Annotated in this window: 14 protein-coding genes; 8 read left to right on the plus strand and 6 right to left on the minus strand. The window is 45.5% G+C overall.

The genetic code is table 11. From position 1 onward, the window contains the following. Positions 1–85 precede the first annotated feature (85 nt). From thiC to K0I73_RS08725, 8 genes are all read left to right on the plus strand, one after another. On the plus strand, positions 86–2059 hold the full coding sequence (thiC, locus tag K0I73_RS08690; RefSeq protein ID WP_220064066.1) for a phosphomethylpyrimidine synthase ThiC: 1974 nt from the start codon (positions 86–88) through the stop codon (positions 2057–2059). After that, positions 2052–3674 (plus strand): bifunctional hydroxymethylpyrimidine kinase/phosphomethylpyrimidine kinase, encoded by a 1623-nt coding sequence (locus K0I73_RS08695; RefSeq protein WP_220064067.1) that lies wholly within the window; start codon positions 2052–2054, stop codon positions 3672–3674. Before thiC ends, K0I73_RS08695 begins: the two co-directional genes overlap by 8 nt. Further along, positions 3664–4437, plus strand: coding sequence for a HesA/MoeB/ThiF family protein (locus K0I73_RS08700; protein WP_258405327.1), 774 nt, complete (start codon positions 3664–3666; stop codon positions 4435–4437). The genes K0I73_RS08695 and K0I73_RS08700 overlap by 11 nt, the downstream gene beginning before the upstream one ends. Further along, positions 4430–4639 carry a sulfur carrier protein ThiS gene (gene thiS, locus K0I73_RS08705; protein ID WP_220064068.1) on the plus strand — a complete coding sequence of 70 codons (210 nt, stop codon included), beginning with the start codon at positions 4430–4432 and terminating at the stop codon, positions 4637–4639. Before K0I73_RS08700 ends, thiS begins: the two co-directional genes overlap by 8 nt. A gap of 1 nt (position 4640) precedes the next feature. Continuing rightward, positions 4641–5414, plus strand: coding sequence for a thiazole synthase (locus K0I73_RS08710; RefSeq protein WP_220064069.1), 774 nt, complete (start codon positions 4641–4643; stop codon positions 5412–5414). 1 nt (position 5415) lies between these two features. After that, complete coding sequence (thiH, locus tag K0I73_RS08715; protein ID WP_220064070.1) at positions 5416–6534, plus strand: 2-iminoacetate synthase ThiH; 1119 nt, start codon at positions 5416–5418, stop codon at positions 6532–6534. Positions 6535–6636: 102 nt separating this feature from the next. Further along, positions 6637–6912 (plus strand): chemotaxis protein, encoded by a 276-nt coding sequence (locus tag K0I73_RS08720; protein WP_220064071.1) that lies wholly within the window; start codon positions 6637–6639, stop codon positions 6910–6912. Between the two features lie 4 nt (positions 6913–6916). Beyond that, positions 6917–8179 carry a putative metalloprotease CJM1_0395 family protein gene (locus tag K0I73_RS08725; RefSeq protein ID WP_220064072.1) on the plus strand — a complete coding sequence of 421 codons (1263 nt, stop codon included), beginning with the start codon at positions 6917–6919 and terminating at the stop codon, positions 8177–8179. A gap of 310 nt (positions 8180–8489) precedes the next feature. Here K0I73_RS08725 and K0I73_RS08730 read toward each other — a convergent pair whose 3' ends face one another. From K0I73_RS08730 to K0I73_RS08755, 6 genes are read right to left on the minus strand one after another with little or no spacing between them, the layout of a single operon-like run. After that, positions 8490–9377 (minus strand): LysR family transcriptional regulator, encoded by an 888-nt coding sequence (locus K0I73_RS08730; protein WP_220064073.1) that lies wholly within the window; start codon positions 9375–9377, stop codon positions 8490–8492. A 44-nt stretch (positions 9378–9421) separates the two neighbouring features. Continuing rightward, the gene (locus tag K0I73_RS08735; protein WP_434086720.1) at positions 9422–10525 is read right to left on the minus strand and encodes a DUF3541 domain-containing protein; all 1104 of its coding nucleotides are present in this window, start codon (positions 10523–10525) and stop codon (positions 9422–9424) included. Further along, complete coding sequence (locus tag K0I73_RS08740; protein WP_220064075.1) at positions 10515–12179, minus strand: M3 family metallopeptidase; 1665 nt, start codon at positions 12177–12179, stop codon at positions 10515–10517. The genes K0I73_RS08735 and K0I73_RS08740 overlap by 11 nt, the downstream gene beginning before the upstream one ends. After that, positions 12142–13098 (minus strand): alpha-L-glutamate ligase-like protein, encoded by a 957-nt coding sequence (locus K0I73_RS08745; RefSeq protein WP_220064076.1) that lies wholly within the window; start codon positions 13096–13098, stop codon positions 12142–12144. The genes K0I73_RS08740 and K0I73_RS08745 overlap by 38 nt, the downstream gene beginning before the upstream one ends. A 2-nt stretch (positions 13099–13100) precedes the next feature. Beyond that, positions 13101–14606: an inactive transglutaminase family protein gene (locus tag K0I73_RS08750; RefSeq protein ID WP_220064077.1), complete on the minus strand. Its 1506-nt coding sequence runs from the start codon at positions 14604–14606 to the stop codon at positions 13101–13103. 17 nt (positions 14607–14623) lie between these two features. Next, the gene (locus K0I73_RS08755; RefSeq protein ID WP_220064078.1) at positions 14624–15358 is read right to left on the minus strand and encodes an ATP-dependent zinc protease family protein; all 735 of its coding nucleotides are present in this window, start codon (positions 15356–15358) and stop codon (positions 14624–14626) included. Positions 15359–15372 lie beyond the last annotated feature (14 nt).

Here is a 15372-nt window from a genome sequence, read left to right on the forward strand (position 1 = left end):
TAAGTGTTAATAGACTCGCTCTATGCCATCAACTCTCAATTCTCCTGACAAGCAACTTCATATTCATAAAATAGTGAGATTGCTTATGTCAAATCGTCGTGAAAACCGAGCTCAGGCTCAAGCGTTTATTGATAATCTAAAACCCTTACAACATCCTAATTCTGAAAAGGTTTACCTAACTGGAAGTCGTAAAGATATTCGCGTCGCAATGCGGCAAATTTTTCAAAACGATACCCTTATCGGTAGTGCCGAGCAAGATCAAATTGTTGAAACTAATCCACCCCTAAAGGTTTATGATTGCGCTGGTCCTTACTCAGATCCTAAGGCTCAGATTAACGTCAGGAAAGGATTACCTAAATTACGCCAATCTTGGATTGCTGAGCGCGCAGATACTCGGCAACTCGATGGGGTTAGCTCTCGATTCACTCAGCAACGCCTGCAAGAGGAAGGCCTAGATCATCTACGCTTCGAATCATTACTACCTCCCCGTAAAGCGATCGCTGGTCGATGCGTTACTCAGATGCACTATGCTCGCCAAGGGATCATTACTCCTGAGATGGAATATATCGCCATTCGCGAAAATATGGCGCGCAGTGAGGTGAGTGATGAAGTGCTTAATCGCAAGGCTAAGGGGGAAAGTTTTGGCGCAACGATTGGTGAGCCAATAACGGCTGATTTTGTTCGTCAGGAAGTGGCTCGTGGGCGCGCGATTATTCCGCTAAATATTAATCATCCCGAAGCAGAGCCAATGATCATTGGCCGAAACTTTTTAGTGAAGGTGAATGCCAATATTGGTAACTCCGCGGTGACCTCATCGATTGAAGAGGAGGTCGAAAAGTTGGTGTGGTCAACGCGTTGGGGCGCAGATACCGTTATGGATCTCTCTACAGGGCGTTATATTCACGAAACCCGTGAGTGGATAATACGTAACTCTCCAGTGCCCATTGGAACCGTGCCCATCTATCAAGCCTTAGAGAAGGTCGGTGGCGTCGCCGAAGATCTCACATGGGAAGTCTTTAGAGATACCTTGATTGAGCAAGCCGAGCAAGGAGTCGATTATTTTACTATCCACGCAGGGGTGTTATTACGCTATGTGCCGATGACAGCCAGTCGCCTGACTGGGATCGTATCGCGCGGCGGTTCTATCATGGCTAAGTGGTGCCTTTCTCATCATAAAGAGAACTTTATCTATCAACATTTTGAGGAGATCTGTCAGTTATGCGCTGCCTATGATGTGTCTCTTTCCTTGGGGGATGGCATGCGTCCTGGCTCTATCGCAGATGCAAATGATGAGGCGCAATTTGCCGAGTTGGAAACGCTAGGTGAGCTGGTCAAAGTGGCCTGGCGATATGAGGTTCAAACCATTATTGAAGGTCCTGGACATATTCCAATGAACTTGATCAAAGAGAATATGGATAAGCAGTTAACGCTTTGTGATGAGGCCCCATTTTATACATTAGGTCCCCAAACGACTGATATTGCGCCCGGTTATGATCATTTTACCTCGGGTATTGGCGCTGCCATGATCGCTTGGTATGGCTGCGCCATGTTGTGTTATGTCACGCCGAAAGAGCATTTGGGACTGCCAAATAAAGAAGATGTGAAGCAGGGGTTGATTGCCTATAAAATCGCGGCTCATGCTGCAGATGTTGCCAAAGGGCACCCAAGTGCTCAAATGCGTGACAATGCCTTGTCTAAGGCTAGATTCGAATTTCGTTGGCAAGATCAATATAACCTCGGACTCGATCCCGATACTGCGCGTGCTTATCACGATGAGTCTTTGCCACAAGAATCAGCCAAGGTGGCTCATTTTTGTTCCATGTGTGGACCAAAATTTTGTTCGATGAAGATCACTCAAGAAGTCAGAGATTATGCAGCGGCTCAAGCGATAACCGTTCAAGCTGCTAGTGACCTTGCAACTTCCCCAGTAGCTGAGGGGATGGAGAAGATGTCCCAAGCATTTAAACGTCAAGGTGCTAATATTTATCAAGCTGTGTCAAAGCCTAGCGCTGCTGAAACGACGGTGGAAATCGCCAAAGCGGAGCATTGCGATGGATAGTCAACTATACGAGGCTGCCAACGCAAAGCCGCGTAGCAAACCTGTGGTATGGACCATTGCAGGCTCCGATAGTGGAGGCGGCGCGGGGATCCAAGCCGATCTTACGACGATGAATGATTTGCAATGCCATGCCTGTACCGTGATAACCGCCGTAACGGCGCAAAATTCGGTTAGCGTTGACCATATTTATCCGTTAGATGACAGCATATTACTCGCCCAACTTAACTGCTTGTTAAATGATCTGCCACCGGATGCGATCAAGGTAGGTTTGCTTGTCAATCAAGCACAACTGGATTGTTTGGTTCGTTGGTTTCGCTCTGAGCTTGCAACCTATCAACAAAACGTGGCTAAAAAAATCCCGATCATCCTAGATCCCGTGATGGTCGCCACTTGCGGTGATACTTTAGCTTCTATGCTGGACTATTCCGCGCTTAGGGGCGTGCTCACCTTGATCACTCCAAACGCTAAGGAGCTAGAACAGCTTAGTGGTGAAGGGTTAAAAAGCACTGATAAGTTTTCCGATGCGGCCGAACAGTTAGCGATCGATTTAAATACGAATGTGTTGGCTAAAGGCGGTGATAGAGGGGGATTTTGGCACGATAAGTATGCAAAAGATCTGTTTATTTGCCGCAGTGCATCACACACATCGCTGACTCATCAGCAGCGACCGTTCGTGTTATCGAGCCCGCGATCCGATAACCCTAACAATCACGGTAGTGGCTGTACTCTATCATCGGCCATTGCCGCGTTCATGGCCCATGACTATGTACTTCACGATGCCATCTTACTGGCAAAAGCTTATGTCAGTGCAGGCATTGCTCATGCTCAGCCAATCGGCAGAGGTGCTGGTTCTTTAGCTAGAATGGGTTGGCCTACTGATTTAGCGTTATTCCCCACAATTTTATCTAATGATGATAGACCCATATTGCCAGATGATCTTAATTTTACGCGACTAACTTATGGGTTAGATATCTATCCGGTTGTCGACAGTGTGGAGCTACTTGAGACATTACTTATAAACGGGGCTGTGACAGTGCAGTTGCGAATAAAAATCGCTGAAAACTTTAATGAGCAGATGCTGGAACAACAGATTGTCCGAGCAATTGCACTGGGGCGGCGTTATAAAGCGCAGGTTTTTATCAATGATCATTGGCAATTGGCATTAAAACATAAGGCCTTTGGGGTTCATCTTGGCCAGGAAGATCTGTTTGATGCAGACTTGGTGCAGATAGCGAGTAAGGGCTTAGCCCTTGGACTATCGAGTCATGGTTATTTTGAGCTAAAGCTAGCAGCGCAGATCAATCCCTCTTACATCGCGATAGGGCATATCTTTGCTACAACGACCAAATCTATGCCATCTCAGCCTCAAGGAGTGGTAAAGCTCCATCGTTACGTGAATTTACTATCGGGCCATTTTCCGAGTGTTGCCATTGGAGGGATTGATGCACACAACCTCGAAGATCTGGCGGTTACAGGCGTAGATGCGTGTGCGGTGGTGCGGGCGATCACCCAAGCAAAGTCGCCAGCTGTGGCTTATCAATTTCTGTCTCGTCTGTGGATGCACTCCTCAAAAGGCTCATTTAACCATTTGCAGGAGGTGGCAAGTGGTCATTAATGCTCGTCAGTATATTCACTATTCAAGGCAGATCATGCTGCCAGAACTGGGTGAACAGGGACAACAAGACTTGATACAGTCGAGGGTCGCCATTGTCGGTGTTGGTGGATTGGGTCAGCTCAGCTGTCAGTATTTAGCCGCAGCCGGTGTGGGAAGGCTTACCATTATCGATGGCGATGATGTAGAGCAAAGTAACTTGCCTAGACAACTTTTGTTTGATGAAAACGATATAGGAAACAACAAGGCATTGGTGAGTAGTAATAAGCTAATGGCTCGTTATCCCGAGTGCCAAGTCTCGGCAATCGATAGTTTTTTAAACGAAGACAATGTTACTGCTTTGCTAGCCGATGCAGACATAGTGCTCGATTGCAGCGACAACTTTGACACGCGTCATCTGGTTAATGATTCCTGCATTAAATTGTCGATACCCAATGTTATGGCATCAGTGGCGCATTTTAGCGGTCAATTGATGATTATCGATCTTCAGCGTTACCCGCAATCGGGTTGCTATCACTGCCTGTTCCCTAAATCGCTACAGAGTACACAAAACTGTACAAATTTGGGCGTTCTCGGTCCCATGGTTGGGGTTATGGCATCAATGCAAGCCTTGGTGGCGATAAAACACTTAGCAGGGATCTATGATGAAAATGCGCGGCTTTATCGTTTCGATGGCATGGAATTCAGTCAAACATCTTCATTACTAACCCGAGATCCAACGTGTCCAGTTTGTGGCAAATTAGTTAAGGAAATACGTTATGAGTAAGGTACAGATCACTATCAATGGGCAAGCATTATCGATTGCCGATAACAGCAGTTTGCAACAAATATTGTTGGACCGACAGGTGGCGCTTGATAGCGTCGCCTTACTCAAGGGAAGTAGAGTCGTGCCTAAATCACAATGGGCATTCACCACTTGTGTAGATGGCGATGTGATCGAACTTTTTGGCGTTGTTGCGGGAGGTTAGTATGTTGATGTTAGCAGATAGTCAGTTTTCTTCACGCTTGTTTACAGGTACTGGCAAATTTTCCTGCTCAAAGACTATGGTGGCTTCAATCGAGGCGAGTGGCTCGCAGCTGGTGACGATGGCAATGAAGCGCATCGACCTGAAAACGGCTAGCGATGATATTTTAGCGCCCCTTAAAGCATCAGGTGTAAAACTCTTACCTAATACATCGGGTGCGAGGAATGCTCAAGAAGCCGTATTTGTTGCAGAGTTAAGTAGAGAAGTGCTTGGTACCTCATGGGTAAAGCTTGAGATCCATCCCGATCCCAAATATTTAATGCCCGATCCAATCGAAACACTAAAAGCCGCAAAAATGCTTTGTGATAAAGGCTTTGTTGTATTGCCTTATGTACACGCCGATCCTGTATTGTGCCGACATTTGGAGGAGGTGGGTTGCGCCGCGGTTATGCCCCTTGGCAGTCCGATAGGTTCTAATCAAGGCTTAGCGACGCAGACGTTTTTAAAAATCATCATAGAACAGGCAAATATTCCTGTCGTTGTCGATGCCGGAATAGGGGCGCCATCACATGCTATGCAGGCGATGGAGATGGGCGCAAGCGCAGTACTTGTTAATACTGCGATAGCCAGTAGTCGCGATCCGGTTGCTATGGCGCGATGTTTTGAAAGTGCGGTGAGTGCAGGAAGAGATGCTTATCTGGCGGGATTAGGCGTCACTTCTTGCTACGCGCAGCAAACCAGCCCGCAAAAGCCATTAACTGCATTTTTGGAGTCCTAAGATGAGTTTTTATGATGAGTTAAGCTCGCTCCCCCGAGAGCAGCTTAAACTATCGCTCTATTCTATAGGCCCTAAAGAGGTGGAGAGCGCATTGGTTAGTAGCGAGGGTTCATTATCAAGTTTAATGGCCCTATTATCACCTGCAGCTGAGCCCTATATTGAGCAGATGGCCGTGCGAGCAAAGGAGATCACTCGGCGACGTTTTGGCACCAATATTGGAATGTATTTGCCCCTTTATTTATCTAATTTGTGTGCCAATGAGTGTGATTATTGTGGCTTTAGCATGAGTAATAAGCTTAAACGTAAATCTTTAACGTCTGATGAATTAAAGCAGGAGATAAGCATCATTAAGCGGCAAGGCTTTGATTCTATCCTATTGGTCTCTGGTGAACATGAAACCAAAGTGGGCATCGATTATTTTGCTTCTATGCTGCCTCTGGTAAAAAAACAGTTTAGTTACGTGGCGATGGAAGTGCAGCCGTTAAGAGAGGATGAATACAAACACCTAGTCAATCTTGGATTAGATGCAGTTATGCTGTATCAAGAGACTTATAATCCAACGACCTATCAAGAGCACCACACTAGAGGAAACAAGCAGGACTATCGTTATCGAGTCGATTCACCTGAACGTATTGCCCGCGCTGGCGTAGATAAAATAGGTTTAGGTGTATTGCTCGGCTTAGATGATTGGCGCTTTGATGCTCTGATGCTTGGCTACCATCTACATTATTTAGAACGCCATTTTTGGCGTTGTCGTTACAGTCTCTCCTTACCACGGCTGAGACCTTGCACTGGTGGTATCACGCCCAAAATGCCCCTAACAGACAAAGGCTTAGTCCAATTAATTTGTGCTTTTAGGCTATTTAACCAACAACTAGAGATAAGTTTATCTACCCGGGAGCCAGCCAGCTTACGGGATAATCTCTATGGCTTAGGCGTGACTCATATTAGTGCGGGGAGTTCAACCGAGCCTGGTGGTTATAGCAATCCTCAAAGGCAACTAAATCAATTTGAGATAAGCGATGATCGCAGTGTATCAGAGACGGTAAGCGCTATGGTGGCCAAGGGTTATATTCCTGTATGGAAAGATTGGCAATCTGAGTGGATTAATTTGTCATAAGACCGAGGTTAAATATTATAGGATCTGCGTTATCGCTGTACATTTGGCTTGGTTTGACTAATAATTGACCTACAGGTTTATCAAGCGAACGGAGCCAAATGTATGGAGATCCAATCAAGTTTCTCATCGGGATTATCCGGATTGCAGAGTGCTCAGTCTGGGTTAACTCAAGCGACCGTTGATGTGGCTAAGCCATCACAGCCACCTGCGACAACGACTGAAACATTAGAAGCAGAGACTGCAACACCCGTTGAAGCAACGGATAAGACTCAAGCTTTAGTATCGGCTGTCGAAGCACAGAATCAGGGTGAAGCGGCAGTAGAAGTATTAGAGGTTTCATCTGAAACCCTTGGTACTGTGATAGATATACAGGTGTAGTAACATGAGTGGCGTTATCTCTACGCCTACGAACTCGGCGGTGCATGCAAATGCAGCGCTTTTTGCATTGTCGAGCCCCCGCGGTGCCAGTTCTGCTAATGTAAACACTGCAACATTGCATGCGCCTGTATCATCAGCAGCGTTTTCTAATTCTGCTACACGCCCAAATATAACACCCGTTTTCAATAATACAGTTGCTCGAAATAATGGCGCCATTTCTGCGCCAAGCTTGCCTGCGACTTCTGTCGTTAAAGCGAACACTCCAAGTACAGGTAACAGTTACAGCCTTTCTCAAGGTGCCTTGAATTTATCGGGTATGATCAACAGCAACACGGCGCCTGATACTAGATCCCAGAGGGATAGTCGCAGTGACATTGGTGCTATTTTTAGCCGGGGTGCTACTGTTAGTGAGGCGGGTAAGAGTTCTGGGATTGGAGAGACGGCTCAACGTTCCTCCATTTTTAGTGATGAAAACGCATCAGAGTCTCCAGCTAATGCCGCTGTTGTCGAGCCAGATAAACAAGCCGAAAAACAGTCAGCTTATTCACCTTTTGAGCAACAAAATGATCAGCAGCAAAAGGCGCAAGAACTAGCAGAACAAGCCCAGTTGGAGCAACTCAGCAAACGTGATGCAGAAGTGCGTGCTCATGAGCAAGCCCATGCCAATGTCGGTGGGAATTTTGCTCGTTCTCCAAGTTTAACTTATGAGCAGGGCAGTGATGGTAAACGTTATGCCGTCGATGGCGAGGTGTCTATTGATATCTCGGCAGTTCCGAATGACCCACTTGCTACCTTAAACAAGATGAAGCAAGTCTACGCTGCCGCTATGGCGCCTGTTAATCCTTCGATGGCAGATATTCGTGTTGCAAGCGAAGCGCTACGTAAGATGAATGAAGCAAAGAGTCAATTGGCAGCTGAACGTGTCGAGCAAGCGCCATCTTTACAAGAGATAAACCCCTTGATTGATGCAGGCAATGCCATTAAAGGGATTGTTATCCCCGATCCCATCATCAGCCAGGTATTTGGTAAGGTTAATGAAAATGGGGTGATTTCTGGTAAGCGCGTAGATTCGCCCTCTGCTATAGATAATGATAGAGGCCCTTCACAGACTATCGAGCGTTTAAGCCGTTATATATTAGCAAATGACGCCTCGAAAGCCAGTTCTTATCGTCGTGGTTATCCTGTTTATCAATCTAAGGTGATCGACAGCCAGTACGGCAATATCAATAATGAGAAGCGCTCATCGCAACTGGACTTTAGCGTTTAGTCCCGAGTCTAGTGCAGGTGTCTAATATTAGTTTATCTATCTGTATTTGGACCTGTTGATCTGTGCGGGCTGAATGTTGTGTGAGACAACAACTTGCTAATTGAGGCGAGTGGGTTGCTGCCTAGTGATCTAAGCAAAATTTACTTAACAAAGGCTAAAATGTTTTTAGCCTAATCCTTAGGGCAGCATTTGTGGGCTATTTCTACTGCGTTCTCAGCTTTTTATGTTGAATAACGACACCACAAAGCTTCTACCTTGTATAAATACCCAATAATTCGCTGAAAAAACAACCTTGAAAGATCAACAGGTTCTAGTCATGATGTTGCGCCAGAATGAGCTGCTCGAGCAGTTGTGAAGCAGGTCCTTGATTATCCCTATTAGGAATGATCAGATTAAGCGCCGCTTGACGATGGCTACTGCCCTGTAAATCTAATCGATATAAACAGCCTTTGTCTAACAAGTCAGATACTAGGTGCGATGGGATCCAACAAAAGCCTAGCCCGCGATTTAAAATCGCAATTGCCTCATGAAAATTTGCCACCGTCCATCTTTGCTCGGCTTTTAGCCAACCGAAATCAGCTCGGGTGACTTGGCCTGTATCTTTAATCACAATCTGTAGATGCTCTGCTAATGATTGATCGTCGAGCGGTTCATTTCTATTGGCCAACGGATGGTCGGGATGGCACACTAGTAAAAACTCCACATGACACAATGGCTCAGCAAGATAACCCTTAGGTGGCGTTCCCGCGATGGCGATATCAACTTGTTCAGATTCGATCAGCTCCAGTGTTCCGTTGATGACCGAGTCGAGAATAATGATCCTTGTGCCGCGACCTTGAGGTTCAAACTGGCTTAAGGCATCGACGAGCTTATCCATTGGATAGATGATCTCTCGGGCGATAATGAGCGTTGGTTCCCAGCCTTTTTCAAGGTTTTTTGCTAACATTTCAAGCTCGGATACCGACCGAGTAATATGACGAGAACGCCTTAGTAACACTTCTCCCGTCTCAGTAAGATAAGCTTTACGACCTTTAACCTCTAGCAGAGCTACACCGAGTTGCGATTGAAGCTTCGCCACAGCGTGATTTAGGGACGACTGACTCTTGTTGAGCTTTTGTGCTGCTTGAGCGTAACCGCCATGATCGACGACGGCTTGAAGGATCCGCCACTGTTCTAATGTTGATTTTGCTTGGCTCATCGTCAGTACTCGATCCTTATGTTCAATAAATTAAAGGTTCATGCTTATTCAGCTTTAATCTTAACCTGTTTTGGCAGATATTTTTTCGTCGCTTTGAGTCTATGAAAATAGGGCCCTTGATGTAAGGTTGTTGGCCACTCAAGCAACATCATTGCTAGTACATTTCGATGTTCGCCTAAGGCCAGATCTGGGTTGCCTTTAGGAGAAGGGATGGTTTTTTCAGTCTTATCAAAAGCATTTATGATATGACGCTGAGTCTTACTCACCACCTCATTATTCGATAAGCCTGCGAGATGAAAGCTAATCCCCACCTCTGCGATAATATCGTCGGTAGCATCGGTTAATATTCTATCTATATTGGCCTCGAAGTAATCCAAAATCCAAGCAAACTCCTTAGCATCGACCTGATATTGATAGTATTCGCTGGCCGCAAAGATAAAATGGGTCATACCGTAAATTTTGTTTCTAAACTGCTTTTTGGTTAATTTTTTATCTCTACTTTGTGGATAGACTTGATTAAATGCTTGTTTATATTCGGCGATATAGTCTCCGGCACCAAGCTGCTTAGCCCAATACACATAATTGATAAGCTGCGCTGCCCAAGCTTCTATCATCGCTTTGTCTGTTAACCCTGGTTTTAGGTCGGTGGACTTTAGCGCAGTGAGTAGTTTGTCATGGCAGGGACCTTGTAAGCCAAATTCGTCTATACGGCTAGAAAAACGCAGTAACACATCGGTATAGAACAGAAATTCAGGGAAAGGTTTTAGTGCTTTCTTACGTGCTTTAGCGCGTGGACCATTACCTAAAACAGCAATTGCGGCCTTAGCTTCACTATCGATAAAACCTGGCTTATCTAATTGACACGCATAAAAACTCTGTGATTCTGTCACTGCATATAGGTCGACTAACGCAGCGTTAGCGTATTGCTCATCACCTGTCATGCGATAGAGGCGAATACCATAATGCCCTTGAACGCGAGGAGGAAGTTGATAAAGGTGATTTTCCAAATTGGATTTGATTGATTCTCGTACCAGCTGTGGGGTTAATGCTTTATTTGGGCTTAACGCTTCGCTGTCTTTTGTTGCGCCAATGCTTGGATAAAGCAATGCCGCTGCGATTGAAACCGAATAAACTAGCTTAGAAAGCATATGAGCGTTGATCATCTTGGATCCTTTCTATTAAAGAGGAGGGGGAGACCGGCCTTTCAAAGATTGTTGCTAATTGCTGCGAGAAGGACTGCTGCGTCTCGTTTATCATCAGAGTCGAAAATAGTCGTTGTTGATACTGATGGTCTTTATTTTGATGAAAAATAAGTTGAGCGAGGCTCTTTTGCCATAAACTTTGGTAATACAAAGGGCCTTGATTAATAATGCCTGTAAAGCTATAGACCGCATCTTGAGCTTGCGGCCATGTTTGGTTAAAGCTAAGTTCAAATTCATTTTGGTACTTCTGTGGGGTGAGCGCCCCTTGGTAGAAACCAAGTGCTAATTTACTTCTAAATACTTTCAATTGTGTCGCGTAGCGATAGAGATAGTCTTCTCGGCTACCGTCGGTAACTGCGGGTAATAATTTATAGCTAAGATAGAGCGATAACCAATGCTGGCCTACCTCATTACTGTCTTGGCTGTCGCCTAAAGTGTTTAACAGATAGTAATGGCCACCTTTTATTAGCTGAGCCAATGTCTCGGATAGGGCATAGATAAGCTGCTGCTGGCTTCGATAGTCGGTGAGGACATCAGGGAAGGCTAATGACACTTGACCAAACTGATGACCTATAACGCTCTGGCGTACTCTTTGGGCTTTTGGCGTATTGGCTTGAGAGAGGTAAATATCGCCGAGCAAACGTCGTTTATGCCAAACTCTCAATACTTGGGGATCGACTTCCTCTATCGTGACGTCAAACACTGCGAGTTCTTGGTAAATTTTTTGCAGTAATACTTGGCTGAAAATGGGCTCGATTGGGGTCGTTGACGCGACCGACAGGGTTTGGCCTATATCCCATGGCGCTGAAGCAGTTTGAGTTATCGCATCTAAAAATTGGTTAACTAATTCAGGGGTCGAGAGTTGTTGTCCAGCTAAGGCATAGTGAGCATAATCAGGAAAACCATGTTGAGCGGCTATTTGCTGTTTGGCGTCTAATAGGTGCTGCAACGCCTGCTGGTTTTTATCTTTTGCTCTAAGCTGGTATGCCTGCCATACCTGTTGGCGACATTGACTGTCTTGTTGTTCGATAAGGTAAGTCGCTATCGATTCACTAAAGGGAGCCGAGTTTTCAACTTGCGCAGTTTCATCGCTTGGGAGTGAACATCTATGCTCACCAATCACTAAAGAGAGTGATTGTTGGCCTAAGGCATGTTTTATCCCTGCTTCAGTGGTGTGCAAAATGGCCTTTAGCTTGAGTGAGGTTTGACGCGCTATCAGCTGAGATAGGCGTTGACCAAGGCGTTGCTCATGGGCTGAGGCACTTTGTTGTAATTGTTGGCTCAAGATCTCAACCTTTGGGTGTTGCGCTAATGCTGCAAACTCATCGGCTAAACGTAATTGGCACTGTAAAAGTAATTCTTTGTCTTCGCTATTCACGGAGAATTGACGATAGTAGTTGACGCTATCTTTAAGGTTAAAAAGCCCGATAAGCTGACGTTCAAGTGCTACCGCGTTTTCTGCAGCATCGTTTAAACCGTTATTATCGAGCACTACCTCATATTGAAGACATTGCTGAGCTAATAAAGTGATTGGCGAGGCGGCTTGCACCGCACTCGTAAGGCTAAGCGACAGAAGTATTGCTAAAATGTTTTTTAGCATATGCGACGCGCTCTTCCACTGACATGGACTTATTCTTCATCTGTTCGACATGTTTCAGCCTAGGTAAGATGCCTTGGCCATTTGCAATTTGAATCGCAAGTCCTGGGCGAGCATTAAGCTCTAAAAGCAATGGACCCAGTTTTTGATCCAATACCATATCTGTACCTAAATACCCCAGTTCGCTCATTTCATAGGCCTTAGATGCCGTATGTAATAGTGTATCCCAATGGGGAACGGCGATATCTATGAGTCTCTTATCGGTATCAGGATGAAGCTCAATAGGTCTATCGAATTGAACCGCATGTAAGCCTTTCCCGGTGGCGATATCGAGGCCGACTCCGACCGCTCCTTGGTGGAGGTTTGCTTTACCATCAGAGGCTGCGGTAGATAAGCGCAACATTCCCATGACGGGAAACCCCTTAAATACGATGAGTCGAATGTCTGGCACACCTTCGAAGGAGTAACCATCAAAGACAGGATCAAACTGAATTAATCCTTCTACAATCGCCACATCGGGTTTGCCTCCTAATGAAAACAGTCCACTGAGAATATTCGATACATGACGATCTATTTCACTTGGGGTTACTTCATTGCCATTGGGTTTAAAATAACGACCATTTTCGACCTTAGTTATTACCAAAATCCCTTTACCACCAGAACCTTGAGATGGTTTGATCACAAAGCCATCTTGGTTATTAACCATCTCAGGAATATGAGCTATATCATGTTGCTGAGTCACAGTGCCGATAAGTGCGGGTACAGCAATATCATTGGCCAGTGCTAGTTGCTTAGTGGTGAGCTTATCATCGACGCGCTTATAATATTTACGCGGGTTGTAGCGACCGATAAAATCGATGTTTCGCTTATTCATGCCAAGAACACCATTGTCCTTTAGCGTCTTAGGACGCGCGAATAACATGGTTACTCTCCCGCCAAAGGTCTAAAGCGTCGAAGTTCTAGTAATTTATAGCCAGTGTATTGTCCCATTAACAGCACGACAGCCAAAATGACTAAGTGGATGCCGAGGAAGTTAAACACCCAATGTTGTACCCACGCGGCGCTCATCGCTAGGTAAGCTAAGGTCGCGACAAACAAGCTACCGCCGCCTTGCACTACCACCTCTTTAGCACCTTCCTCTTCCCATAGAATCGACATCCTTTCGATAGTCCAAGCCAAAATAATCATCGGGAAGAAGGTGATGGTTAACCCTTCACTGAGACCAAATTTGTAAGAGATCAGGGTAAACAGGCCGATAATACCGATAACCACGATGATCACGGCCGATATTCGCGAGATCAATAGGAGGTTGAGCTCTGATAAATAGGAGCGGATCATTAGACCGAAGGCAACGATTAACAGGAAGCCGATAAGCCCCGTTAACAGGGTCGTTTGAATAAACGCCAGTGCAATCAGCACAGGCATAAAGGTTCCCGATGTCTTTATACCAATGATTACCCGCAAAAACACGACCATCAATACGCCAATAGGGATCAATAGGATACCTTTAAATAGACTCTGCTCTTCGAGAGGTAACTGATACAAAGAGAAATCAAGCGCATCTTTGTTCTTTAACACGTCGATAGAGGTCGCAAGTGCCGAGCGGGTGTCTTGTAGCATGGAGAAGTTAACTTGCGAGTTAACGCCACCGACAACATCTAAGGTTGATTTACCTGTTCTGTCCCAAATCATCAAATTGGCTGGACGACCTTGTGTGCCGTCAGCAGGATTAAATAAAATCCATTGGCCCTGATGATAGACTTCGACAAAGGTGGTCAACTGTTGGCGGCGACGTTGATCTTCAAGGAATAAAACACTGACTTTTTGTGCAGGGATCCCTTTACTGTTTAGCATATTAACAAACAGAGAAGCGGGAGAGTTACCAGATAGCAAGAGTTCAATATTTTGGCTACGCTCGGTCGCATTAAAGCTTTTGTTTAATTGCTGGGCAAACGAGAGGTTGGTGGCGCTGCGAGACCAGATCTCATCCATTATCTGCTCGGCGGCTGCTTTTTCTGTTGCTGGCCAGCTAAAGGGCTCGGGTTGTGCTGGTTCGCTGTTTGCTTGGATCTCATTTTTGCCCGTTGGGACTAAGGTCACCTTGTAATAGAGGTCTTGTTGGCCAATGGCATTGCGTGTCGACCAAGTGGCATGCCGACCAAACTCATCATCGGCAATGGTCAGCCCATATCCAGGTGAGGTGGCATTTTCGACTAAGATCTCGAATGCTGGATCACTCGGTAACGAGAAGGTTACCTCAGCCGCTTCGCCAACACCCTGAAAGCTCACCTTGGCATCGACAGCCCAGCTTTGAACCTGTTTGCCAGGTAGAAATGGCACATTGTGTTCAATTCCACGATAGATGCTAGCAGCAACGCCAGCTAAAAACAGTAGTGCAACTAATATATAAAACGGCTTTCTAGAGTGCATCTTCAAATAATCCTATTTTACTTTACTGCCGATATAGGCGTGGTCTTTCCGTGAATGAAGCTTTGTGCAACGTCTACAACCGCAATATCTTGCATGAATTTGCGCCCGAGTAGGAGTTGATATTCAAGGTGGCTGCGGTCAACAAGGTTAAGATCGGTTTCTGCTTTATATTTACCTATTTGGAGATGAGCATGAATAACGGGGCGACGGTCACTGCTTTCATCTGAGTCTTGTTTAATTCGTACAAAGCGTTCGACTTTAGATTCAAATGTTTGCGCAGGCTTATCAGAGCCTTGGGTAAACACATCGAAACGTACCCACTGCTTACCATCGCGTTCAAATAAAATGATATTGTGTGCATCTAAAGATGAAGACTCTGCTCCCGTGTCGATACGAGAATGAAAGCCTGATTTAATTTCGTCAATATAAACATTTTCAACTTCGCCCAACACAAATTTATCACCAATTGGAGACGGGTCACACTGAACTGGGACTTCAATTATTCTGTTTTCTTGCTGCTTGCTGTTGGTGACGGTTGCGGCTAACTCATCGACTTGACTTGCTAATGCCATTAAGGCTGCAGATTGGGTCGTCTGATTGGTATTAATCAGCTGCACCAACTCACTTTGTTGTTGGCTTAAACTGGCGTTGAGCGTTGCGGCATCAATTGGCGCAGGTTTATCGACGTTATCTGTGGTGGCGCAGCCGACTAAGGCAGAGGCAAGGGTAATAGCAATTATCTTTTTTAACATAGTGCGTCCCTACT

The organism is Shewanella mesophila (assembly GCF_019457515.1).
GTDB lineage: Bacteria > Pseudomonadota > Gammaproteobacteria > Enterobacterales > Shewanellaceae > Shewanella > Shewanella mesophila.

Coding starts and splice junctions, on each gene's coding strand:
- thiC (WP_220064066.1), top strand. CDS start 86: ATGTCAAATCGTCGTGAAAACCGAGCTCAGGCTCAAGCGTTTATTGAT.
- K0I73_RS08695 (WP_220064067.1), top strand. CDS start 2,052: ATGGATAGTCAACTATACGAGGCTGCCAACGCAAAGCCGCGTAGCAAA.
- thiS (WP_220064068.1), top strand. CDS start 4,430: ATGAGTAAGGTACAGATCACTATCAATGGGCAAGCATTATCGATTGCC.
- K0I73_RS08710 (WP_220064069.1), top strand. CDS start 4,641: ATGTTGATGTTAGCAGATAGTCAGTTTTCTTCACGCTTGTTTACAGGT.
- thiH (WP_220064070.1), top strand. CDS start 5,416: ATGAGTTTTTATGATGAGTTAAGCTCGCTCCCCCGAGAGCAGCTTAAA.
- K0I73_RS08720 (WP_220064071.1), top strand. CDS start 6,637: ATGGAGATCCAATCAAGTTTCTCATCGGGATTATCCGGATTGCAGAGT.
- K0I73_RS08725 (WP_220064072.1), top strand. CDS start 6,917: ATGAGTGGCGTTATCTCTACGCCTACGAACTCGGCGGTGCATGCAAAT.
- K0I73_RS08730 (WP_220064073.1), bottom strand. CDS start 9,377: ATGAGCCAAGCAAAATCAACATTAGAACAGTGGCGGATCCTTCAAGCC.
- K0I73_RS08735 (WP_434086720.1), bottom strand. CDS start 10,525: ATGCTTTCTAAGCTAGTTTATTCGGTTTCAATCGCAGCGGCATTGCTT.
- K0I73_RS08740 (WP_220064075.1), bottom strand. CDS start 12,179: ATGCTAAAAAACATTTTAGCAATACTTCTGTCGCTTAGCCTTACGAGT.
- K0I73_RS08745 (WP_220064076.1), bottom strand. CDS start 13,098: ATGTTATTCGCGCGTCCTAAGACGCTAAAGGACAATGGTGTTCTTGGC.
- K0I73_RS08750 (WP_220064077.1), bottom strand. CDS start 14,606: ATGCACTCTAGAAAGCCGTTTTATATATTAGTTGCACTACTGTTTTTA.
- K0I73_RS08755 (WP_220064078.1), bottom strand. CDS start 15,358: ATGTTAAAAAAGATAATTGCTATTACCCTTGCCTCTGCCTTAGTCGGC.